Origin of the sequence: Streptomyces sp. WAC 06738, assembly GCF_003945505.1 — a bacterium.
In the GTDB taxonomy this organism is placed as follows: Bacteria; Actinomycetota; Actinomycetes; order Streptomycetales; family Streptomycetaceae; genus Streptomyces.
The window spans coordinates 6,882,816-6,903,106 of record NZ_CP029618.1; the positions used below are offsets into that span (position 1 = coordinate 6,882,816).

The 20,291-nt window shown below is 75.1% G+C and carries 18 protein-coding genes; 7 read left to right on the forward strand and 11 right to left on the reverse strand.

Annotated elements, in window-relative coordinates; all coding sequences use genetic code 11:
* Positions 1–10: 10 nt before the first annotated feature.
* Both DMB38_RS30045 and DMB38_RS30050 read left to right on the forward strand, forming a co-directional pair.
* Positions 11–1,474 carry an NCS2 family permease gene (locus tag DMB38_RS30045; RefSeq protein WP_125937778.1) on the forward strand — a complete coding sequence of 488 codons (1,464 nt, stop codon included), beginning with the start codon at positions 11–13 and terminating at the stop codon, positions 1,472–1,474.
* A 30-nt stretch (positions 1,475–1,504) separates the two neighbouring features.
* Positions 1,505–2,677 (forward strand): XdhC/CoxI family protein, encoded by a 1,173-nt coding sequence (locus tag DMB38_RS30050; RefSeq protein WP_125937779.1) that lies wholly within the window; start codon positions 1,505–1,507, stop codon positions 2,675–2,677.
* Positions 2,678–2,683: 6 nt separating this feature from the next.
* Here DMB38_RS30050 and DMB38_RS30055 read toward each other — a convergent pair whose 3' ends face one another.
* The 4 genes from DMB38_RS30055 to DMB38_RS30070 form a co-directional block, all read right to left on the reverse strand.
* Entirely contained in the window at positions 2,684–3,211 is a 528-nt protein-coding gene (locus tag DMB38_RS30055; RefSeq protein ID WP_240662545.1) for a methyltransferase domain-containing protein, read from the reverse strand.
* Between the two features lie 21 nt (positions 3,212–3,232).
* Positions 3,233–4,084, reverse strand: a complete 852-nt coding sequence (locus DMB38_RS30060) for an endonuclease/exonuclease/phosphatase family protein (RefSeq protein ID WP_240662546.1) — start codon at positions 4,082–4,084, stop codon at positions 3,233–3,235.
* 646 nt (positions 4,085–4,730) lie between these two features.
* Positions 4,731–5,048, reverse strand: coding sequence for an SAV_915 family protein (locus DMB38_RS30065; protein ID WP_346429528.1), 318 nt, complete (start codon positions 5,046–5,048; stop codon positions 4,731–4,733).
* A gap of 286 nt (positions 5,049–5,334) precedes the next feature.
* Entirely contained in the window at positions 5,335–6,501 is a 1,167-nt protein-coding gene (locus tag DMB38_RS30070) for a class I SAM-dependent methyltransferase (protein ID WP_125937782.1), read from the reverse strand.
* Between the two features lie 249 nt (positions 6,502–6,750).
* Between DMB38_RS30070 and DMB38_RS30075 the strand changes: the two genes are divergently transcribed.
* Positions 6,751–7,101, forward strand: a complete 351-nt coding sequence (locus DMB38_RS30075; protein ID WP_047018730.1) for a VOC family protein — start codon at positions 6,751–6,753, stop codon at positions 7,099–7,101.
* A 38-nt stretch (positions 7,102–7,139) separates the two neighbouring features.
* Here the strand turns inward: DMB38_RS30075 and DMB38_RS30080 are convergent, their stop codons facing one another.
* Positions 7,140–7,994 (reverse strand): LuxR C-terminal-related transcriptional regulator, encoded by an 855-nt coding sequence (locus DMB38_RS30080; protein WP_125937783.1) that lies wholly within the window; start codon positions 7,992–7,994, stop codon positions 7,140–7,142.
* Between the two features lie 131 nt (positions 7,995–8,125).
* Here DMB38_RS30080 and DMB38_RS30085 point away from each other — a divergent pair, with 131 nt between their 5' ends.
* From DMB38_RS30085 to DMB38_RS30095, 3 genes are read left to right on the forward strand one after another with little or no spacing between them, the layout of a single operon-like run.
* A complete protein-coding gene (locus DMB38_RS30085) occupies positions 8,126–9,799 on the forward strand; it encodes an AMP-binding protein (protein ID WP_125937784.1) in 1,674 nt (557 codons plus the stop codon).
* Complete coding sequence (locus DMB38_RS30090) at positions 9,796–11,412, forward strand: AMP-binding protein (protein ID WP_125937785.1); 1,617 nt, start codon at positions 9,796–9,798, stop codon at positions 11,410–11,412. The genes DMB38_RS30085 and DMB38_RS30090 overlap by 4 nt, the downstream gene beginning before the upstream one ends.
* Before the next feature lie 28 nt (positions 11,413–11,440).
* Complete coding sequence (locus tag DMB38_RS30095; RefSeq protein WP_125937786.1) at positions 11,441–12,190, forward strand: MBL fold metallo-hydrolase; 750 nt, start codon at positions 11,441–11,443, stop codon at positions 12,188–12,190.
* A gap of 7 nt (positions 12,191–12,197) precedes the next feature.
* On the opposite strand, the gene DMB38_RS30100 is transcribed toward DMB38_RS30095, so the two are convergent.
* The 4 genes from DMB38_RS30100 to DMB38_RS30115 form a co-directional block, all read right to left on the reverse strand.
* Positions 12,198–13,202: an LLM class flavin-dependent oxidoreductase gene (locus DMB38_RS30100; RefSeq protein WP_125937787.1), complete on the reverse strand. Its 1,005-nt coding sequence runs from the start codon at positions 13,200–13,202 to the stop codon at positions 12,198–12,200.
* A 24-nt stretch (positions 13,203–13,226) separates the two neighbouring features.
* Positions 13,227–13,883 carry a response regulator transcription factor gene (locus tag DMB38_RS30105; RefSeq protein ID WP_276314999.1) on the reverse strand — a complete coding sequence of 219 codons (657 nt, stop codon included), beginning with the start codon at positions 13,881–13,883 and terminating at the stop codon, positions 13,227–13,229.
* A 98-nt stretch (positions 13,884–13,981) separates the two neighbouring features.
* The gene (locus DMB38_RS30110; protein WP_125937789.1) at positions 13,982–15,532 is read right to left on the reverse strand and encodes a histidine kinase; all 1,551 of its coding nucleotides are present in this window, start codon (positions 15,530–15,532) and stop codon (positions 13,982–13,984) included.
* A 116-nt stretch (positions 15,533–15,648) separates the two neighbouring features.
* On the reverse strand, positions 15,649–16,419 hold the full coding sequence (locus tag DMB38_RS30115; RefSeq protein WP_125937790.1) for a hypothetical protein: 771 nt from the start codon (positions 16,417–16,419) through the stop codon (positions 15,649–15,651).
* 163 nt (positions 16,420–16,582) lie between these two features.
* Here DMB38_RS30115 and gcl point away from each other — a divergent pair, with 163 nt between their 5' ends.
* Positions 16,583–18,370 (forward strand): glyoxylate carboligase, encoded by a 1,788-nt coding sequence (gcl, locus tag DMB38_RS30120; protein WP_125937791.1) that lies wholly within the window; start codon positions 16,583–16,585, stop codon positions 18,368–18,370.
* 112 nt (positions 18,371–18,482) lie between these two features.
* Here gcl and DMB38_RS30125 read toward each other — a convergent pair whose 3' ends face one another.
* Positions 18,483–19,397 carry a 2-hydroxy-3-oxopropionate reductase gene (locus tag DMB38_RS30125; RefSeq protein WP_125937792.1) on the reverse strand — a complete coding sequence of 305 codons (915 nt, stop codon included), beginning with the start codon at positions 19,395–19,397 and terminating at the stop codon, positions 18,483–18,485.
* Between the two features lie 66 nt (positions 19,398–19,463).
* The gene (locus tag DMB38_RS30130; protein ID WP_125937793.1) at positions 19,464–20,285 is read right to left on the reverse strand and encodes a TIM barrel protein; all 822 of its coding nucleotides are present in this window, start codon (positions 20,283–20,285) and stop codon (positions 19,464–19,466) included.
* Between the last annotated feature and the right edge of the window lie 6 nt (positions 20,286–20,291).

The following is a 20,291-nucleotide window of genomic DNA, read 5'->3' on the forward strand; positions in this document are numbered from 1 at the left end:
GGGAGAACGCATGACCCAGTCCTCCGTCGACCGGCGCGCCGAAGCGCCGTCCCGCCCGCCCGGCACCGCCGCCTCCGGCCGCACCTCGTGGCTCGACCGCTACTTCGGGATATCCCGGCGCGGCTCCACGGTCGCGCGCGAGGTGCGCGGCGGGCTCACCACCTTCATGGCGATGGCCTACATCCTGCTCCTCAACCCGCTGATCCTGGGCGGCGAGGACGCGGCGGGCAACGTGCTGGCCCCGTCGGCACTCATCACCGCCACCGCGCTGGCCGCCGCGGTCACCACGCTGCTGCTGGGCTTCTTCGGCAAGGTGCCGCTGGCCGCCGCCGCCGGGCTCAGCGTCTCGGGCGTGCTCGCCAGCCAGGTCGCGCCGCAGATGACATGGCCGCAGGCGATGGGCATGTGCGTCGCGTACGGCGTCGTGATCATGCTGCTGGCCGTCACCGGCCTGCGCGAGATGATCATGAACGCGATCCCGCTGGCCCTCAAGCACGCCATCACCATGGGCATCGGCATGTTCATCGCCCTGATCGGCCTGGTGAACGCCGGGTTCGTGCAGGCCGGCGAGGCGAAGATCGTCACCCTCGGGGTGAACGACCAGCTCCGCGGCTGGCCCGTGCTCGTCTTCTGCCTCACCCTGCTGCTGATCTTCATGCTCCAGGCGCGCGACGTGCCCGGCGCCATCCTCATCGGCATCGTCGCCGGCACGGTCGCCGCGGTCGTCGTCAACGCGGTCGCCGGCCTCAAGCCGGAGGCGTGGGCGAACGGCCGGGCGCCCGAACTGCCGGCCGGCGGGATCACCTCGACGCCGGACTTCGGCCTCCTCGGCGAGGTGTCGTTCCGCGGCTGGGGCGACGTCGGCGTGATGACCGTCGGCATGATCGTCTTCACGCTGGTGCTGGCCGGGTTCTTCGACGCGATGGCCACCATCATCGGCGTCGGTACGGAGGCGAAGCTCACCGACGAGAAGGGCCGGATGCCGGGGCTGTCGCGGGCGCTCTTCATCGACGGCGCCGGCGGCGCGGTCGGCGGCGCCGCGGGGGCCTCCGGGCAGACGGTGTTCGTGGAGTCCGCGACCGGCGTCGGCGAGGGCGCCCGCACCGGTCTGTCGAGCGTGGTCGCCGGGCTGCTCTTCGCGCTGGGGCTGCTCTTCACCCCGCTGGCGCAGATCGTGCCGGGCAACGTGGCTGCCGCGGCGCTGGTGGTCATCGGCGCCATGATGATGGCGAACGCACGGCACGTGGACTGGGCCGACCGGGGCGTGGCCGTGCCGGTGTTCCTGACGGTCGTGCTCATGCCGTTCACGTACTCCATCACGGCGGGCGTCGCCGCCGGCGTCATCTCGTACACGGCGATCAGGGCCGCCCAGGGCAAGTGGTGCGAGCCCGGCCCCTTCATGTGGGTGCTCACGGCCGTCTTCGTCGTCTTCTTCGCGCTCCATCCGATCGAGCAGTGGATGGGTGTCAAATAGGACCAGGGGCCTTGTGAGGAGCTGATCAGCATGCTGGACATCGCTGCCGACCTCGCCCGGTGGTGCGCGGAGGGCCGCCCCTTCGCCGTCGCCACCGTCGTGGGCACCAGCGGCTCCGCGCCGCGCGGCCCGGGCGCCGCGCTGGCGGTGGACGCCGGGGGCACGGCGGTCGGCAGCGTGTCCGGCGGCTGCGTCGAGGGCGCGGTGTACGAGCTGTGCCGGGAGGTCCTCGAAACCGGCGAGGCGGTGCTGGAGACCTTCGGCTACTCCGACGACGACGCCTTCGCGGTGGGGCTCACCTGCGGCGGGGAGATCGACATCCTCGTCACGCCGGTCAGTGCGGACGGCGTGCTCCGTACGGCACTGGCCGCCGCCGCGGAGGGCGGGGCCGCGGCGGTCGCGCGGGTCGTCGGCGGCCCGGCCGCGCTGCTCGGGCAGGCGCTGCTGGTACGCCCCGACGGCACGTACGACGGCCGCTTCGCGGGCCCGCTGCCCGGCCTGCCCGACTGGGACGGTGCCGCACTGGAGCGCACCGCCGCCGCCGAGGCCGCCGCGCTGCTCGACGCGGGGCGTACGGACACGGTGTCGGTCGGCGCGGCGGGCGCGCGCTGCGGGGAGCCGGTGACGCTGCTGGTGGAGGTGAGCGTGCCGGCGCCGCGGATGGTGGTCTTCGGCGCGATCGACTTCGCGCACGCGCTGGTCCGCATCGGCAAGTTCCTCGGCTACCACGTCACCCTCTGCGACGCCCGCCCCGTCTTCGCCACGGCCCGCCGGTTCCCGGAGGCCGACGAGGTGGCGGTGCGGTGGCCGCACGAGTACCTGGCGGACGCGCTGGCCGCGGGCGAGCTGGACGGGCGCACGGTGCTGTGCGTGCTCACGCACGACCCCAAGTTCGACGTGCCGCTGCTCACCGCCGCGCTCCGGCTGCCCGTGGCGTACGTCGGCGCGATGGGCTCGCGCCGTACGCACCTGGACCGCAACCGGCGGCTGCGCGAGGCGGGCGTCACCGACCTCGAACTCGCCCGGCTGCGCTCGCCGATCGGCCTCGACCTCGGCGCCCGCTCGCCGGAGGAGGTCGCGGTCTCCATCGCCGGGGAGATCGTCGCGGCCCGCCGGGGCGGCACGGGGGTGCCGCTGACGGGCGCGCACACGCCGATCCACCGGGAGCGGGGGGCGGCGGGCCGGATCGGCGACGTGGCCTGAGACGCCTCAGCCGGACGGGGTCTCGGCGGTGACGTAGCCGCACTCGACGGTCTCGTCCTGCCCGTCCGCGGTCACCGCCAGCCCGCCCGCGGTCAGCGTCCGCGCCGCCCGCGCGGCGACCTCGCGGTGGGTCGCGGCGCTCCAGGCGGGCAACTGGAAGAACACGCTCAGCCGTCCGCCGGGCCGCAGCAGCACGGCGGCCGCGCGGGCGGCGGCGGGCTCCGTCCACAGCAGCCGCACGTTGAACGCGTACGCGACGTCGAAGGGCTGCCAGGACGCGAGGTCCGCCGGGAAGGCGCCGGTCCTGAACTCCGCGAGCCCGGCGGCGACGTGGGCGGCGTTGCGCCGCCCGGCCGCGGCGGTCATCTTCGCGGACCGGTCCAGGCCGACGAACCGCGGCGCCCCGTCCCGCGGCGCCCCGGCCAGCTCCGCGCAGACGTGCGACGCGGTCACCCCGTGCCCGGCGCCGATCTCCAGCACCCTGTCGCCCGGCCGTACGGCCAGCGTCCGCGCGGCCCACTCGTGACGGTCCATACGGGCAGTATCGGCCACGGCTCAGCGCAACTGCAGCTCCACCAGCACCGCGCGGTGGTCGGTCCCGGCCAGCTCGGGGAACTCGATCCCGGCGGGGCTCAGCCGGTCGCTCACCAGCACGTGGTCGATCTGGGTGCCGAAGAGGGGCGTCGCCGACGCCGGCCAGGTGGGGGTGCGCGAGCGGCCGAGGAGCATGGCGCTGTCCCGCAGGCCGGTGTCGAGGATGTCGCGGAACGCCTCGTGGTCCTGCGAGGAGTTGAAGTCGCCGCCGAAGACCGTGGGCACCTCCCCGCGCGCCGCGGCGGCGTCCCGCAGGCGCCCCAGCTCGGTGCGCCAGGCGTCCATGGACCCGGGCGTCGGCGGCATCGGGTGCACCACCTGGAGCCGCACCCGCTCGCCCGCGACCCGCGCGGTGGCCGCGGGCATCGACAGCGTGCCGGGCACGCCCGGCTCCTCGGTCAGCGGGTACCTGCTGAGGATGGCGGAGCCCTCGGCGGGATCGCCGCCGTCGATGACGCGGTACGGGTACGCGGCCCGCAGCGCCGGACCGCGCAGGGCCTCCACGCAACGGCTGTCGCACTCCTGGACCAGGGCGACGTCCGGCTCGTACGCGCGCAGCGCGGTGCGCAGGGCGGGGGTGGCGTCGCCGAACCTGAGGTTGGCGGAGAGCAGCCGGAACTCCTCCCTGGGCGGAGAGGAGGGCGGCTCCGCGGCGGACTCGTAGGGCCGTACGAACCAGGCCGTCCCGGCGACGACGACGAGCGCCCACACGACTCCTGCCCGGCTGCGGGCGAGTCCCATCAGCAGCAGACCGAAACCGCCGGGCACGAGCAGCCAGGGCAGGAAGGCGGCGAGCTGCGGCAGGGGAGTCACACCGTCGCCGCCGGCGACACGGAACCCGAGAACCGCGGAGACGGGCAGCAGGGGCAGCCCCCCGGCGAGGACAAGGGCGAGCCGCAGGCGCGGGGAGCGCCGGGCCGCCCCCGCTGCGGCGTGCTGCCGAGCGGAATCCTCACCCCGCACCGTGCCCGGCGGCCCTCCGGGATCCGCGGGACGGGGTGCGTTCCCGGCGTGGTCGGCGCTTCCGCCGTCCGTCTCTGCGGAGCCGGGGAGCGTGTCAGCACGCGGAACTCCTGCGGATGCGGCCCGGCCGTTGTGCCGTGGGAGCCCGTGCGCGGCCCCGGCCTGCGGTGGGTGCGACCGGTCCGCGGCACCGGCCGCGTCGCCCGCGCCCGCGCGGCTCCCGCGCTCCGCCGGGTCCCGCGCCCTCCCGCCGCCGGCGTTCTCGCGCTGTCCGTCGAGCGTCCCCACCGTGTCCCCTGTCGTCGCCTCCGGCCCCCGATCTTCCCTCAGCCGGTCCGGCGGTGCCCGCACGGTCCCCTGGAGAGTCGGGCGGCCTCACGCCCCGGTCGCCGGACGGGTACTGCCGCCGTGGGCAGCGGAAGGGGTGCCAAAGATGCCTGCCCCGGGCGGGCGCCGGAGCTGCGGACCGTCCGAGCGCGCGGGCGGGGACCGCCCGTCAGTGGGTCGCCGGCTGCTGCGGCGTCGGGGAGGACGGCGGCGTGGGGCGCTGCTGGGGGCGCGGCTCACCCTGGGACCGCGGCGGGGTGAAGTGGGCGTACGGCCGGCGCGCGGTGAGCAGCGGGTCCACGGTGATCCGTTCGGCGCCCACCGGGGCGGTCAGCGCGCGCAGCGCCGGCTCTCCCAGGCGCACCCACTTCTGCTCGGGGCCGAGCGCGCGCACCAGCGCGGCCTGGCTCGTGAACGCCACCGCCGTGCGCGTGCCCAGCGGCGTACGGAACATCCGCAGCCGCATCCCGCCCTTTCCGTCCTCCACGGGAACGTACAACTGAGGTCGGCGTCGGGGAGCGGGGGCGGCGGGTCCGGAGGTGTCCACACTCCGACGGTACGGGCCCCTGCCCCCGCAGGCACCCGTGTTCCGCGATGCGAGACCACCCCACGGGAACCTCCCGGAACAACCGCCGGTCAGAGGCGCCGCGACGGTGGAGCGACGGGAGGCGCCGTGCCCACATGCCGGACGCCCTCCGCGCGCGGCCGACCCTTCACGCCCGGCCGCACGCCCTGTCACGCCGCCCCTCGGCCGGCCCCCGACCCGGCCCCTCTCACCGCGCCGCGGTGAGCCGCCACAGCGACGTGACCTCCGCCGCCCGTGCCGCGTGCAGCGGGTCCGACGGGTCCGCCGCCTTGCGGTGCCGGGGGCGGGTGTCGTGGCGGGCCGCCACCCGCAGCCCCGCCGCCTCGATCGCCGCATGCAGCTCCCCGCGGCCGCGCAGCCCCAGGTGCTCGGCCAGGTCGGAGAGGACCAGCCAGCCCTCGCCGCCCGGCTCCAGATGCGCCGCGAGACCGGCGAGGAAGCCGTGCAGCATGCCGCCCCCGGGGTCGTAGACGGCGTGCTCCAGGGCGGAGGTCGGCTTGGCGGGCAGCCACGGCGGATTGCAGACGACCAGCGGTGCGCGCCCCGGCGGGAACAGGTTCCCCTCCACCACCTCGACCTGGTCGGCCAGGCCGAGCCGGTCGACGTTGTCGCGGGCGCAGGCCAGCGCGCGCGGGTCGGTGTCGGTGGCGACGACCCGCTCCACCCCCCGGCGCGCCAGCACCGCCGCGAGCACTCCGGTCCCGGTGCCCACGTCGAACGCCAGCGACTTCGCCGGCAGCGGAGCCTCGGCCACCAGGTCCACGTACTCGCCGCGCACCGGCGAGAAGACCCCGTAGTGCGGATGCACCCGGGCGCCCAGCGCCGGTATGTCCACGCCCTTGCGGCGCCACTCGTGAGCCCCCAGCGCGCCGAGCAGTTCGCGCAGCGCCACCGCGCCCGGCTCGGTCACGGGCCCGTACGCCTCGATCGCCGCCTCGCCGACGTCGGGCGCCCGGCGCAGCGGCACGGCCGGGCCCCGCGGGCCGGGTTCGAGCGGGACCAGCAGCATGCCGAGGACCCGCGCCCGGTGGCCCCTGGCCTGCCGGTGCCGGTGGAAGGCGTCCGCCGGGCCGGTCGCCCGGCCGCCCGCCGGTGCGGCCGGCCGCCGGCCGCGGCGGGTGGCGCGACGGTCGATGCGGCGGCCCAGCGCGGCGAGGAGCTGGCGCCCGCCGTGGTAGTCGCCCTGCCACAGCACGGCCGTGCCCTCGCACACCAGCCGGTACGCGATGTCGGCGCACATCCGGTCGTCCGCGGGCACCACGCGCCGCGGCGGCGGGGTGCCGCCCGCGGTGTACCAGCGGGCGGTCCGCGCGCGCCCGTCCGCGTTCCAGCTCAGGATGGGGTGATCGGCCACGGGTCCATTTTCCCGCCTGGCCGCCGCGACGTCGCCCTCGGGGAGGCACGTGCTGCCATGCGCCCCTGACGCACGCGGGCCACCGCACCCGCACGGCGGTGCGCGGCATGCCCGGACGTGTGCGCCCCCGACGCCCGTCCGGCGCCCCCGGCCGCCCGCGGACGCTCCCCCCGCGCGCGACCGGCACCGGAACGCCGCGGACGGCCGCGCGGCCCGGCGGTGTCACCGCCGGCGGGTAGCCTCCGCGGCATGAGCATCAGGAGGGTCGTACCCGACATCAAGACCGAGTCCTTCGAGGCCAGCCGCGAGTTCTACGAGCGTCTCGGCTTCGAGGAGGTGATGAACCTGGGGTGGGTGATGGCGCTCGCCGCGCCCGGCAACCCCACCGCGCAGTTGATCTTCATGGAGCGGGACGCCTCCGCGCCCGTGGAGCCGGACATGAGCATCGAGGTCGCGGACGTCGACGCGGCGCACGAGGCGATGCGCGCCGCGGGCGCCGAGATCGTGCACCCGCTGACCGACGAGGAGTGGGGCGTGCGGCGGTTCTTCGTCCGCGACCCCAACGGGCAGGTGGTGAACGTCGTCGCGCACCAGGGGTGACCCGCCCGGCAGACCCCGGGGCCAGGCCCCCTCTGGGCCTACGGGAGCAGCCCCGCCCGGCGGGCGGCCGTGACCGCCTCCAGCCGGGTGTGCGCCCCGAGCTTGCGCATCGCCGAGCGCAGATAGCTCTTCACCGTCTCGGGCCGCAGCCCCAGCCGTTCGCCCGCCGCCGCGTTCGTCGCGCCCGTCGCGACGCACGCCAGCACGTCCAGCTCCCGCGGCGCCAGCACCGTCCGGTCGGGCCCGGCCCCGGTGGGCGGGGCGACGGTGACGGCCGCCGAGGCCAGCCGGTCGCAGAGCGCCAGCAGTTCCGCGCGCAGCTCCTCGTCGGCTATACGCGGCGCCAGCGTGCGCAGGTCGCGGTGCGCGGTGCGGACGTTCTCCCAGGCGGCGGGGTCCGCCGCCCGCTGCGCGGTGGGGGTGGCGACGGCGAGGAGCCGGCGGGCCTCGTCGCGTACGGCGAGGGTCTGCTCCAGGTGGCGCGCCGTCTCCACCGCCGCGGTCAGCGACCGGTCGCCCAGCGGCAGCGAGTCGCGCAGCGCGCCGTAGAGCACGGCCCGCACCCGGCCGCGTACGACGACGGGCACCGCCAGCACCGAGCGCAGGCCCTCGGCGCCCACCGGGCCGTCGTACTCGTGGCTGATGGCGCGGGACGAGGTGTAGTCGGTGACCGCGCAGGGCCGGGAGAAGGCAATGGCCTTGCCGCCGAGCCCGTTGCCCGTGGCCACCCCGAGCCCCTGGAGGGAGAGCGTCACCGTCCCGCTCAGCTCGCTGATCCGCAGCTTGCGCCCGCCGTCGGTGAGCAGCCCGCCGAAGGCGACGGGCACGCCGCCGAACCGGCGCAGCCGGGCCAGCGCGCCGCGCACCTCCGCTGCGTCCGCGGTCTCCGGCATGTCGCTCGCTCCCTGGTGCTGACGGGGGATCGCCGGCGTGGCCGGCGGCAGTGCACCCCCGTATGGGGGTAGTGAGGCGTAGGTCACTCGCAGCACGATGCTAGCGAGCCGCCGCCGTACGAGGAGGACATGTGACGGCAACGAATCCGACCGCGGACTTCCGGTCCGCGCGGGATCTTCTGCTGGCGCGGAGGGAGGACTACGCGGCCGCCCGCGCGGCCTTCTCCTGGCCCAGGCCGGAGCGCTTCAACTGGGCACTCGACTGGTTCGACGCCATCGCCGAGGGCAACGAGCGCACGGCCCTCCACATCGTGGAGGAAGACGGCCGCGAGACGCGGTTGAGTTTCACTCGAATGAGTGAGCGCTCGAACCGGGTGGCGAACTGGCTGCGCGCGCAGGGTGTGCGGGCCGGCGACCGGATCGTCGTCATGCTCGGCAACCAGGCGGAGTTGTGGGAGACCGCGCTCGCCGCGATGAAGCTGCGCGCCGTCGTCATCCCCGCCACGCCCCTCCTCGGCCCGGCCGACCTCGCCGACCGCATCGAGCGCGGCCGGGCCGCCCACGTGCTCGTACGGGCCGCCGACGAGGCCAAGTTCGCCGAGGTGCCCGGCGACTACACCCGCATCTCGGTCGGCGGCAGCGGGGCGGGCTGGCTCCCGTACGAGGACGCGTACGAGGCCCCCGCGAGCTTCACGCCGGACGGGCCGACGGCCGCGGACGACACCCTGATGCTGTACTTCACCTCGGGCACCACCGCGCTCCCCAAGCTCGTCGAGCACACCCATGTCTCGTACCCCGTGGGCCATCTGGCGACGATGTACTGGATCGGCATCCGCCCCGGTGACGTCCACCTGAACATCTCCTCACCCGGCTGGGCCAAGCACGCCTGGTCCAATCTCTTCGCGCCCTGGAACGCGGAGGCGACGGTCTTCCTGTACAACTACACGCGCTTCGACGCCGGGGCGCTGCTGGACGCCATGGCCCGCGGCGGCGTGACAACTTTCTGCGCCCCGCCCACCGTCTGGCGGATGCTCGTGCAGTCGGATCTGAGCGGTCTCGCCACCCCGCCGCGGGAGGCCGTCGCCGCAGGTGAACCCCTCAACCCGGAGGTCATCGAGGCCGTCCGGCGGGCCTGGAACCTCACCATCAGGGACGGCTTCGGCCAGACCGAGACCGCGGTGCAGATCGCCAATTCCCCCGGGCAGCCCGTCAAGCTGGGGTCCATGGGCCGTCCCACTCCCGGATACGACGTCGTGCTCCTGGACCCCGTCAGCGGCAAGCCCGCCGACGAGGGCGAGATCTGCCTCGACCTGACCGCGCGCCCCGTGGGCCTGATGACCGGCTACGAGGGCGACCCCGCCCGCACCGCCGAGGCCATGGCCGGCGGCTACTATCGCACCGGCGACATAGGCGCCCGCGACGCCGAGGGCTACATCACGTACATCGGGCGCAGCGACGACGTCTTCAAGGCGAGCGACTACAAGATCAGCCCCTTCGAGCTGGAGAGCGCGCTGCTGGAGCACGAGGCGGTCGCCGAGGCCGCCGTCGTGCCCGCGCCCGACCCGGTGCGGCTCGCCGTGCCGAAGGCGTACGTCGTGCTCGCCGCCGGCTGGGAGCCGGGCGCCGCCGCCGCGGAGGCGATCTTCGCGCACTCCCGCGCCGTGCTCGCCCCGTACAAGCGCGTCCGGCGGCTGGAGTTCGCCGATCTGCCCAAGACCGTCTCCGGCAAGATCCGCCGCGTGCAGCTCCGCGAGGCGACCGCCGCCGGATCCGCCGACGAGTACCGCGAGGAGGACCACACATGACCGCAGAGCCGTCCTACACGAGCGGCACCGGCACCACCGCGCTGCTGGGCGACACCATCGGTGCCAACCTGGACCGCGCCATCGCCGCCCACCCCGACCGCGAGGCCCTGGTCGACGTGGTCTCCGGGCGCCGCTGGACCTACGCCGAGTTCGGCGCCGCCGTCGACGAGGTGGCGCGCGGGCTGCTCGCCCGCGGCGTCGCCAAGGGCGAGCGCGTCGGCATCTGGGCGGTCAACTGCCCGGAGTGGGTGCTCGTCCAGTACGCTTCGGCCCGTATCGGCGCGGTGATGGTCACCATCAACCCCGCCTACCGGGTGCACGAACTGGAGTACGTTCTCAACCAGTCCGGCACCTCCCTGCTGGTCGCCTCGCTGGCGCACAAGTCCAGCGACTACCGGCGGATGGTCGAGCAGGTACGCGGCAGTTGTCCCGCCCTGCGCAACGTCTTCTACATCGGCGACTCCGGCTGGGGCCGGCTGATCGAGGCCGGCCGCGCGGTGCCCCCGGAGCGGGTCCGCGAGCGCGAGGCGCTGCTCTCCTGCGACGACCCGGTCAACATCCAGTACACCTCCGGCACCACCGGCTTCGCCAAGGGCGCGACCCTGTCGCACCACAGCATCCTCAACAACGGCTTCTTCGTCGGCGAGACGCTGGGCTACACCGAGCAGGACCGGGTCTGCATCCCCGTCCCGTACTACCACTGCTTCGGCATGGTCATGGGCAACCTCGCGGCCACCAGCCACGGCGCCTGCATGGTCGTCCCCGGGCCCTCCTTCGACCCCGCCGCCACCCTCGCGGCCGTCGAGCAGGAGCGCTGCACCTCGCTCTACGGGGTGCCCACCATGTTCGTCGCCGAGCTGGCCCTGCCCGACTTCGCCCTCTACGACCTGACGTCGCTGCGCACCGGGATCATGGCCGGCTCGCCGTGCCCCGTCGAGGTGATGAAGCGGGTGGTCAACGAGATGCACATGGCGGAGGTGACCATCTGCTACGGCATGACCGAGACGTCCCCCGTCGCCACCCAGACCCGGCGCGAGGACGACCTGGAGCGCCGCACCACCACCGTCGGCCGGGTCCTGCCGCACATCGAGGTCAAGGTCGTCGACCCGGTCACCGGCGTCACCATGCCCCGCGGCACCACCGGCGAGCTGTGCACCCGCGGCTACAGCGTCATGCAGGGCTACTGGGAGCAGCCCGAGCGCACCGCCGAGGTCATCGACGCCGGCCGCTGGATGCACACCGGCGACCTGGCGCGGATGCGCGAGGACGGCTGCGTGGAGATCGTCGGCCGGATCAAGGACATGATCATAAGGGGCGGCGAGAACGTCTATCCGCGCGAGATCGAGGAGTTCCTGCACACCCACCCCAAGATCGCCGACGTGCAGGTGGTGGGCGTGCCGGACGAGACGTACGGGGAGGAGATCCTCGCCTGCGTGATCCTCAGCGATCCGGGGCACGCGCTCTCCCGGCGCGAGCTGGCCCACTACTGCGAGAACCGGCTCGCGCACTACAAGATCCCGCGGCATCTGCGGATCATGGAGGAGTTCCCGATGACGGTGAGCGGGAAGGTGCGGAAGGTCGAGCTGCGGGAGCAGTTCAGTGCTGCGGAATAGCGGCGGCCCGCGGGTACTTGGGACTGCCATGACGATCTTGCACTACGTCGGCGGTCCCACCGCGCTCCTCCACCTCGGCGGGGTCCGGCTGCTCACCGACCCGACGTTCGACCCGCCGGGCGAGTACCCCGTCGGCGGGCGGCGGCTGGTGAAGACCGCGGGCCCGGCGATAGCCCCGGCCGACCTCGGCCCGGTCGACGCGGTGCTGCTCTCGCACGACCAGCACCCCGACAACCTCGACCGGGCGGGGCGCGAGTGCGCCGCCGCCGCGCCGCTGGTGCTCTCCACGGCGTCGGCCGCGGAGCGGCTGCGCGGCCCGGTGCGGGCGCTGCCGGCGTGGGAGTCGTACGCGGTGGGACCGGTCCGCGTCACCGCGGTGCCCGCGCAGCACGGCCCGCCCGGCACCGGCCATCTCACCGGCGAGGTCACGGGTTTCGTGCTCACCGGGGACGGGCTGCCCACGGTCTACGTCAGCGGCGACAACGCCTCGCTCGACGTGGTCCGTACGATCGCCGCCCGCCTCGGCCCCGTCGACATCGCCGTGCTCTTCGCCGGCGCCGCACAGACCCCGCTGCTCGGCGCCGCGCACCTCACGCTCACCAGCGAACACGCGGCGGCCGCCGCCGCGGTGCTCGGGGCGCACGACGTGGTGCCGCTGCACTTCGAGCACTGGGCGCACTTCACGCAGGGCGCCGACTCGCTGGTCGCCGCCTTCGACGCGGCGGGGCTCGGACACCGGCTGCGGCTGCCGCGGCCGGGGGAGGCGGTGGAGCTGTAGCCGGCCGTCAACCCGCCGCGGGCGCCGCGATCTTCAGCTCCGCCAGCCGCCGGAAGGACTCCAGCCGGGCGTCCTCGTCGGGGGTGTGCAGGGAGACCAGCAGTTCGTCGGCGCCGCTGCGGGCCACGAGGTCGCCCAGGGCGGCGGCCACCTGTTCCCCGGTGCCGGACACCTGGGACCCGCGGGCCTCGTCGAGGTAACGGGCCTCGCGCTCGGTGAGCGTACGGGCCCGTATCTCCTCCGCCGCCGTCAGCGGCGGGAACTCCCCGCGGGTGCGCGACCAGACCGTCGCCCACGCCTCGGGCAGCAGCAGACCGGCGGCCTGCTCCGCCGTGTCCGCCACCGCGGCGGCGACCGCCACGACGACGTACGGCGCGCCCTGCTGTGCCGAGGGCGTGAACGCCTCGCGGTAGCGCCCGACCGCGCGCAGCAGCTTCTCCGGGCGCCGGCCCGCGCCGATCACCAGCGGCAGCCCGTGCGCGGCGGCGATGTCGGCGCCGCCGTCGATGGCCAGCACGTACGCCGGCACCCGCAGCCCCTCCGCCGGTACGGCGTGCACGCCCGGGTACGCGGGCTGTGTGCCCTCGAACCAGCGCAGCAGCTCCGCCAGCGCCGCCCCGAAGTCCCCCGCGTCCGCCATCCCGTGGCCCAGCGCCCGCCGGATGCCGTCGGTGAAGCCCAGCGAGCGGCCGAGGCCCATGTCGATCCGGCCGGGGAAGAGCGAGCCCAGCACCCCGAACTGCTCGGCGACCACCAGCGGCCGGTGGTTCGGCAGCATCACGCCGCCGGTGCCGACCCGGATCCGGGAGGTGGCGGAGGCGACGGCGGCGGCCAGCACGGTCGGCGCGGAACCGGCGACGCCGGGGACGCTGTGGTGCTCGGAGACCCAGAAGCGGTGGAAGCCGTACCCCTCCACCTGCTGCGCGAAGCGCACGGTGCGGCGCAGCGCGTCGGCCGGGTCCTGGCCCTTGCGCCGCAGTGACCGGTCGAGCACGGAGAGAGGGATGTCCATGATCCCTACAACACCGCGGACGGCTCAGGATTCCCTAGCGTCGTGGACGAGGAGGGCGATCTGCACGCGGTTGTTGAGGTCGAGCTTGGTGAGGATGCGCGAGACGTGGGTCTTCACGGTGGGCACGCTCATGTACAACTCGGCGGCGATCTCCGCGTTCGACCGGCCGCGGCCGACCGCCACGGCGACCTCACGCTCGCGCTCGCCGAGCGCGGCGAGCCGGCGGCGGGCGTCCTCCCGGGCCCGCGCCGGTCCTTCGGTGCCGGCGCCGGAGACCTGGGCGATGAGCTGCTGGAGCACCGCGGGCGACAGCGCGGGCTCGCCGGCGGCGACCTTCCGTACGGCCGAGACGATCTCCCGGGGCGGGGTGTCCTTGAGGACGAATCCCGCGGCGCCCGCGCGCAGGGCCCGCAGCACGTGCTCGTCGGTGTGGAACGTGGTCAGCACCAGCACCTCCGGCGGCTCCGCGCGCCGCCGCAGCGCCTCGGTGGCGGCGAGGCCGTCGAGGCGGGGCATGCGGATGTCCATGAGCACGACGTCGGGCGCGTGCGCGGCCACGAGCGCCGGCACTTCGCCGCCGTCCGCGGCCTCGCCCACGACGTCGATGTCGCCGGCCCCGCCGAGCATCAGCCGCAGCCCGGCCCGGACGAGGGGGTCGTCGTCGACGAGGAGGACGGCGATGCGGGCAGCGGGATCTGCGGGATCTGCGGGATCTGCCGGGTCTGCGGGACCGGGGGTCTGGTCGGGCACGCGCCCACCCTAGCGGGAGCGCCGGAGGCTCATTCCGTACGGGACGGGCGGCCCCACGGCAGCCAGGCGCGCAGGTGGAAGCCGTCGCCGTCGGCCGTGTGCGCCAGCCGCCCGCCGGCCAGCGCGGCGCGCTCGGCGAGCCCGATGAGGCCCTGCCCGGCCCCGGGGATGGGGCCGGTGGCGCGGGTACCGGCAGCGACGGCCCGGCCGGAGCCGCCCTCGGCTCCGGAGCCGACGGACGCCGCGGCGAGCCGGCCCGCCCCGCCCCGCGGCTCCGCCGCGAGGGCGGGCACCGCAACCCGGCCGGTATCGGCGGCGTCCGTTCCGGCCGCAGGGCGCCGGATCCCCGCGGTTCTGCCGGTGCCGGGGCCGGTACCGGCCGAAGGTCCGTTCCCGGCCGGCCGGCCGCCCGCGGCGGCGTCCGGATCCCGGCTGCCGGTCCGCTGTCCGCCGTTCGCGGGCCGGCCGTTACGGGGGGCCTCCGCGCGCCGAACGCCCGCCCCGTGCTCGCCGTGCGCGGCGGAGTCCGTCCCCCCGCCCCCGTGCGGCAGCGGGTTGCTCACCTCCACCGTCAGGCCGTTCTCCGGGCTCCCCGTCAGCGTCACCGTCACCTTCGTGCCCGCCGCGTGCTTGCGGGCGTTCGTCAGGCCCTCCTGCACGATGCGGTATGCCGTGCGCCCCGTCGCCGCCGGGACCGCCTCCGCAGCGGCGACGTCCGGTGCGTACGCGATGCGCATGCCCGCCTCGCCCGCCTCCGCCACCAGCCGGTCCACGTCTTCGAGCGTCGGCTGCGGACGCCCGGCGCCCGGGCCGGAGTCGGCCGGTGCGCGCAGCACGCCGATCACGTCCCGCAGGTCCTGCAGCGCCTCGTGCGCGCTGTCGCGGATCACGCCCGCCGCGCGGGCGACCTCCGCGGGCGGGGCGCCGGGGTGGAACTCCAGCGCCCCCGCGTGCACGCTCAGCAGCGACAGCCGGTGCGCCAGCACGTCGTGCATCTCCCGCGCGATCTCCTCCCGGGCCCGCCGCTGCGCCTGCTCCGCGCGCAGCGCCGCGTCGGCCTCCGCCTGCTCCGCGCGCTCGCGCAGCGAGGCGACGAGCTGGCGGCGCGAACGCCGGTAGAGGCCGAAGACCACGGCCGCCGTGACCAGCGAGAAGTACGCCACCCCCGCGCCGGTCCGCGGGTCCTGCGGGTCCGGGGTGGTGGCGAGGAAGCCCACGAGCCGGGCGAAGACGAGGGCGGCGATCCAGCCGGTGGCGCGCAGCGGACGGTGCGCCGCGACGGTGAAGACCGCCACCAGCGTCGGGCCGATGAAGAAGTGGCCGAAGGAGTCGGCGACGAGCAACGCCACCGCGAGCGGCACCGGCCGGCGGCGCCGCAGCGGCAGCGCCAGGCAGGCCGCTCCCGCGGCCAGTGCCTCGGCGAAGAGCACGTTCTCCGAGACGCCCGCGCCGTCCTCCGGCAGCACGGAGTCGGCGGACAGGAACGAGAAGGCCCCGGCGAAGAGGACGAGGCCGGCGTCGGCGAGCCGGTCCCGCCGGGTGCTGCCGGCGGGGCGGGTCTCGGAGGCGGTACGGGGCATACCGGCCAATCTACGGTCGTCCGCCCGCCGCGGCGCCCCCCGAGGACGGCACCGAGACCTTCGTACGACCGCGGCGGCCCGCCCGCATACTTTGGTCGCCGCCCCGGACCGCCCCGTCAGCCGCGCGGGGCGGCGCCCGTGCGGATCAGCTCGTCCCCCGGGTCGTTGACCGGCTGCGGGGTGCCCGTGAGGTCCATCACGTACAGCGGGAGCCGCAGCTCGTCGGCCCGGGTACGGGCCTCGCGGGTGTAGCCGGCGAGGGAGAAGAAGACGGCGAGCGCCGACGCGTTGAGACCGCTGAGCCACACGCACTCGACGTGCCGCAGCGCCGTGGGCGTCGTCGTCGGGTCGACGTGGGCGACCACGCCCGCGCCGCGCACGTCGACGCCGGAGGCGGGCCGGTCCTCGTTCTTCACCAGGTCCGTGAAGCCCAGCCAGCGCAGGTACTGCGCGGCGGCCGTCACCGCGTCGCCGGTGTTGCGGATGGTCACGGGGCGGAACGCGGGGCGCCGCGGCGCCGGCGCCGCCGCCGGCCGGGGCGGGGGGCCGGGCGGGGCCGGTGCGGGCGGCGCGGCCGCCGGTGCGGGCGGGACCGGCGGGGCCGCGGGCCGGGGACGGCGGGACTGCACGGGGGCCACCGGCAGCCGTACCACCGCGCCGCAGTCGCAGGACAGCTCCGGCCGCGGCCAATCGTCGCGCCGGTCGCAGACCGGACAGCGCACCGTCACCCAGGAGTCCTGCCACGTGCGGTGCTTGAGCTCCACCGGCACCCCGCCGCGCAGCAGCGGGAGCGTGAGCGGGGCGCCGCAGGCGCAGGGGAACGTGCTCGGGGTGTACGCGTGCTCGCGCCGGCAGGCCGGGCAGCGCACCGGCACGCTCTCTGGCATGGGAAGTGCTCCTGGTTCTGGGCCGCGTGGTGGGTTCCGCACTCCAGCATCCCTTACGAATCCGGCTCTTGACGCCGAGTTGCCCCGCTTCTAGATTGCTTCCATATAGCAAAACTCAAATTCCGTCATACGGAAAAGCTCAGGGAAGAAGCAGGTGCACGCGATGCCTCGTATGACAGCCGCGCGCGCGGCGGTGGAGATCCTCAAGAAGGAAGGCGTCCAGGTCGCGTTCGGCGTCCCGGGGGCGGCGATCAACCCGTTCTACGCGGCCCTGAGGGCGGCCGGCGGCGTCGGCCACGTGCTCGCGCGGCACGTCGAGGGCGCCTCGCACATGGCCGAGGGCTACACCCGTGCCCGGGCGGGGAACATCGGCGTGTGCATCGGCACGTCGGGCCCCGCTGGCACCGACATGATCACCGGGCTGTACTCGGCGATCGGCGACTCGATCCCGATCCTGTGCATCACGGGACAGGCGCCGACGCCCGTGCTGCACAAGGAGGACTTCCAGGCCGTCGACATCGCGGCGATCGCCGCCCCCGTCACCAAGAAGGCCACCACCGTGCTCCAGGCCGCACAGGTGCCCGGCGTCTTCCAGCAGGCGTTCCACCTGCTGCGCTCCGGCCGCCCCGGGCCGGTGCTCGTCGACCTGCCCACCGATGTCCAGCTCACCGAGATCGAGTTCGACCCGGACACGTACGAGCCGCTGCCCGTGCACCGGCCCGCCGCCACCCGGGCGCAGGCGGAGAAGGCCGTCGCGATGCTCTGCGCCGCCGAGCGGCCGCTGATCGTCGCCGGCGGCGGCGTCATCGGCGCCGACGCCTGCGCGGAGCTGGTGGAGTTCGCGGAGCTGACCGGCACCCCCGTCGTGCCGACCCTGATGGGCTGGGGCGCCCTCCCCGACGACCACCCGCTCAACGCGGGCATGGTCGGGCTGCAGACCTCCCACCGCTACGGCAACGAGAACCTCCTCGCCGCCGACTTCGTCCTCGGCATCGGCAACCGCTGGGCCAACCGCCACACCGGCTACCGGCTCGACGTCTACACCGAGGGCCGCACCTTCGTCCACGTCGACGTCGAACCCACCCAGATCGGCCGGATCTTCGCCCCCGACTACGGCATCGCCTCCGACGCGGGCGCCGCGCTGCGGCAGTTCACCGAGGTCGCCCGCGAACGGCGGGCCGCCGGCCGGCTGCCGGACCGCGCCGCGTGGGCCGCCGCCACCCAGGAGCGCAGGGCGCGGCTCCAGCGCCGTACCCACTTCGACGACGTGCCGATGAAGCCGCAGCGGGTCTACGAGGAGATGAACAAGGCGTTCGGCCCCGGCACCCGCTACGTCACCGCCATCGGCCTCTCCCAGATCGCCGGCGCCCAGATGCTCCACGTCTACCGGCCGCGGCACTGGATCAACTGCGGCCAGGCGGGACCCCTCGGCTGGACCGTGCCCGCCGCCCTCGGCGTCGCCACCGCCGACCCGGAGGCGCTGGTCGTCGGGCTCTCCGGGGACTACGACTTCCAGTTCCTCGTGGAGGAGCTGGCGGTCGGCGCCCAGCACCGCATCCCGTACGTGCAGGTCCTCGTCAACAACTCCTATCTCGGCCTCATCCGGCAGGCCCAGTTGGGCCTGGACATGAATTTCCAGGTCAACCTGGAGTTCGAGAACGTCAACTCGCCGGAGCTGGGCGGCTACGGCGTCGACCACGTCAAGGTCGCCGAGGGGCTGGGCTGCAAGGCGATCCGGGTCACCGAGCCGGGCGAGCTGGGCGCCGCGTTCGCCCGGGCGCGGAAGCTGGCGGCGGAGCACCGCGTGCCGGTGGTGGTGGAGGCGATCCTGGAGCGGATCACCAACATCTCCATGAGCACCACGGCGGACATCAGCGACGTGCGCGAGTGGGAGGACCTGGCCACCGAGCCGTGGCACGCCCCCACATCGATCCTGCCGCTGAAGAGCTGACGGCGGCCGCCCGCGAGCGGACGGCCCTCGCCCCGGACGGGGGGCGAGGGCCGTCCTCTGCCGTCTTCTGCCGCTTCGTCCTCGTCTCCCGTCCGCGTGCGGCGTGTACGGGTCAGACCTCGCCGCCGGAGAGGCGCTCCACGCCGCGCAGCAGCGCCGAGTGGTCCAGGCCGCCGTCGCCCTGCGCGCGCAGCGCGGCGACGAGCTGGGCGACGACCGCGCCGACCGGCAGCGCGGCGCCGACGTTCCGGGCGGCGTCGTTGACGATGCCCATGTCCTTGTGGTGCAGGTCGACGCGGAAGCCGGGCCGGAAGTCGCGGCCCAGGAAGTTGTCCTTCTTGCGGGCCAGCACGGTCGACCCGGCCAGGCCGCCGCCGAGGACGTCGAGCGCGGCCGCCAGGTCCACGCCGGACTTCTCCAGGAAGACCACGGCCTCGGCGCACGCCTGGATGTTCACCGCGACGATCAACTGGTTGGCGGCCTTGACCGTCTGGCCCGCGCCGTGCGGGCCGCAGTGCACGATCGTCCGGCCCAGCGCCTCGAAGACCGGCCGGGCCCGCTCGAAGTCGGCCTGCTCGCCGCCGACCATGATGGACAGCACCGCCTCGACCGCCCCGGCCTCGCCGCCGGAGACGGGGGCGTCGAGCACCCGGATCCCGCGCTCGGCGGCGTTCTTCGCCAGGTCCACGGAGGTCTGCGGGGTGATCGAGGACATGTCGACGAGCAGCGCGCCGCTCCTGGCGTGCGCCAGGATGCCGTCGGGCCCGTAGGCGACGGCCTCGACCTGCGGCGACGCGGGGACCATCGTGATGATCACGTCCGCGTCCGCGACGGCCTCGGCGATCGACCCGGCGGCCGTGCCGCCGGCCTTGGCCAGCCGGTCGAGCTTCTCCTGCTCCAGGGTGTAGCCGGTGACCGGGTAGCCCGCCGCGATCAGGTTCTCGGACATGGGGGAGCCCATGATGCCGAGGCCGATCCAGGCGATCGCGGGCAGACCGGCCCCGGGGGCCGCGGAGTTGGTGGTCATGGGGTGGTGCCTTTCTGCTCTGGCCGGAGGCGCGGGGGTACGGGACGCGTGGGCGGCGGTCGGCGCTCAGCGCGGGAGCCAGCCGAAGGACTCGGCGCTCGGCCGGTCGCCCGGCTTGTACTCCAGGCCCACGTGCCCGTCGTACCCGGCGGCGGCCAGCCGGTCCAGCAGCGCGGCGAGCGGCAGCGTGCCGGTGCCGGGGGCGCCGCGGCCGGGGTTGTCGGCGATCTGGACGTGCCCGGTGCGGTCCGCGTGGGCGTCGATGACCTGCTCCAGGTCCGCGCCGTTCATCGACAGGTGGTAAAGGTCCATCAGGAAGCGGGCGTTGCCCAGGCCCGAGGCGGCGTCGACCTTGTCGGCCACCGCGACCGCCGCCGCCGCGTCGAGCAGCGGGTAGTGCGGGGACTCGGGCTCGTTCAGCGCCTCGATGAGCAGGACGGCGCCGGCCCGGTCGGCGGCGCGGGCGGCGAGCACCAGGTTCTCCAGCGCGAGCAGGTCCTGCTCGGCGGCGGTGACGCCCTCGACGCGGTTGCCGTAGAGGGCGTTGAGCGCGGTGCAGCCGGTGGCGGCGGCGAAGCCGGCGGCCACGTCGAGGTTCGCGCGGAACCGCTCGGACTCCGCGCCGGGCACGGAGAGCGCGCCGCGGTCGGGTCCCGGCAGCCGGCCCGCGTAGAAGTTGAGCCCGGTCAGCCGGGTGCCGGCCGCGTCCAGCGCGGTGCGCAGGGCGTCCAGTTCCGCCGGATCCGGGACGGGTGCGTCGGGCCAGGGCCACCACAGCTCGACCGCGTCGAAGCCGGCCGCGGCGGCCGCGGCCGGGCGTTCGAGGAGCGGAAGCTCGGTGAACAGGAGGGAGATGTTCACTGTGAAGCGCTGGTCGCCGAAGCCCATGAGGTT

Excerpts from the sequence above, each read along its gene's own strand:
- DMB38_RS30095 (WP_125937786.1), top strand. The coding sequence starts at position 11,441 with ATGACGATCTTGCACTACGTCGGCGGTCCCACCGCGCTCCTCCACCTC.
- DMB38_RS30045 (WP_125937778.1), top strand. The coding sequence starts at position 11 with ATGACCCAGTCCTCCGTCGACCGGCGCGCCGAAGCGCCGTCCCGCCCG.
- DMB38_RS30130 (WP_125937793.1), bottom strand. The coding sequence starts at position 20,285 with ATGGGCTTCGGCGACCAGCGCTTCACAGTGAACATCTCCCTCCTGTTC.
- DMB38_RS30080 (WP_125937783.1), bottom strand. The coding sequence starts at position 7,994 with ATGCCGGAGACCGCGGACGCAGCGGAGGTGCGCGGCGCGCTGGCCCGG.
- DMB38_RS30110 (WP_125937789.1), bottom strand. The coding sequence starts at position 15,532 with ATGCCCCGTACCGCCTCCGAGACCCGCCCCGCCGGCAGCACCCGGCGG.
- gcl (WP_125937791.1), top strand. The coding sequence starts at position 16,583 with ATGCCTCGTATGACAGCCGCGCGCGCGGCGGTGGAGATCCTCAAGAAG.
- DMB38_RS30050 (WP_125937779.1), top strand. The coding sequence starts at position 1,505 with ATGCTGGACATCGCTGCCGACCTCGCCCGGTGGTGCGCGGAGGGCCGC.
- DMB38_RS30100 (WP_125937787.1), bottom strand. The coding sequence starts at position 13,202 with ATGGACATCCCTCTCTCCGTGCTCGACCGGTCACTGCGGCGCAAGGGC.
- DMB38_RS30115 (WP_125937790.1), bottom strand. The coding sequence starts at position 16,419 with ATGCCAGAGAGCGTGCCGGTGCGCTGCCCGGCCTGCCGGCGCGAGCAC.
- DMB38_RS30125 (WP_125937792.1), bottom strand. The coding sequence starts at position 19,397 with ATGACCACCAACTCCGCGGCCCCCGGGGCCGGTCTGCCCGCGATCGCC.
- DMB38_RS30075 (WP_047018730.1), top strand. The coding sequence starts at position 6,751 with ATGAGCATCAGGAGGGTCGTACCCGACATCAAGACCGAGTCCTTCGAG.
- DMB38_RS30055 (WP_240662545.1), bottom strand. The coding sequence starts at position 3,211 with ATGGACCGTCACGAGTGGGCCGCGCGGACGCTGGCCGTACGGCCGGGC.
- DMB38_RS30090 (WP_125937785.1), top strand. The coding sequence starts at position 9,796 with ATGACCGCAGAGCCGTCCTACACGAGCGGCACCGGCACCACCGCGCTG.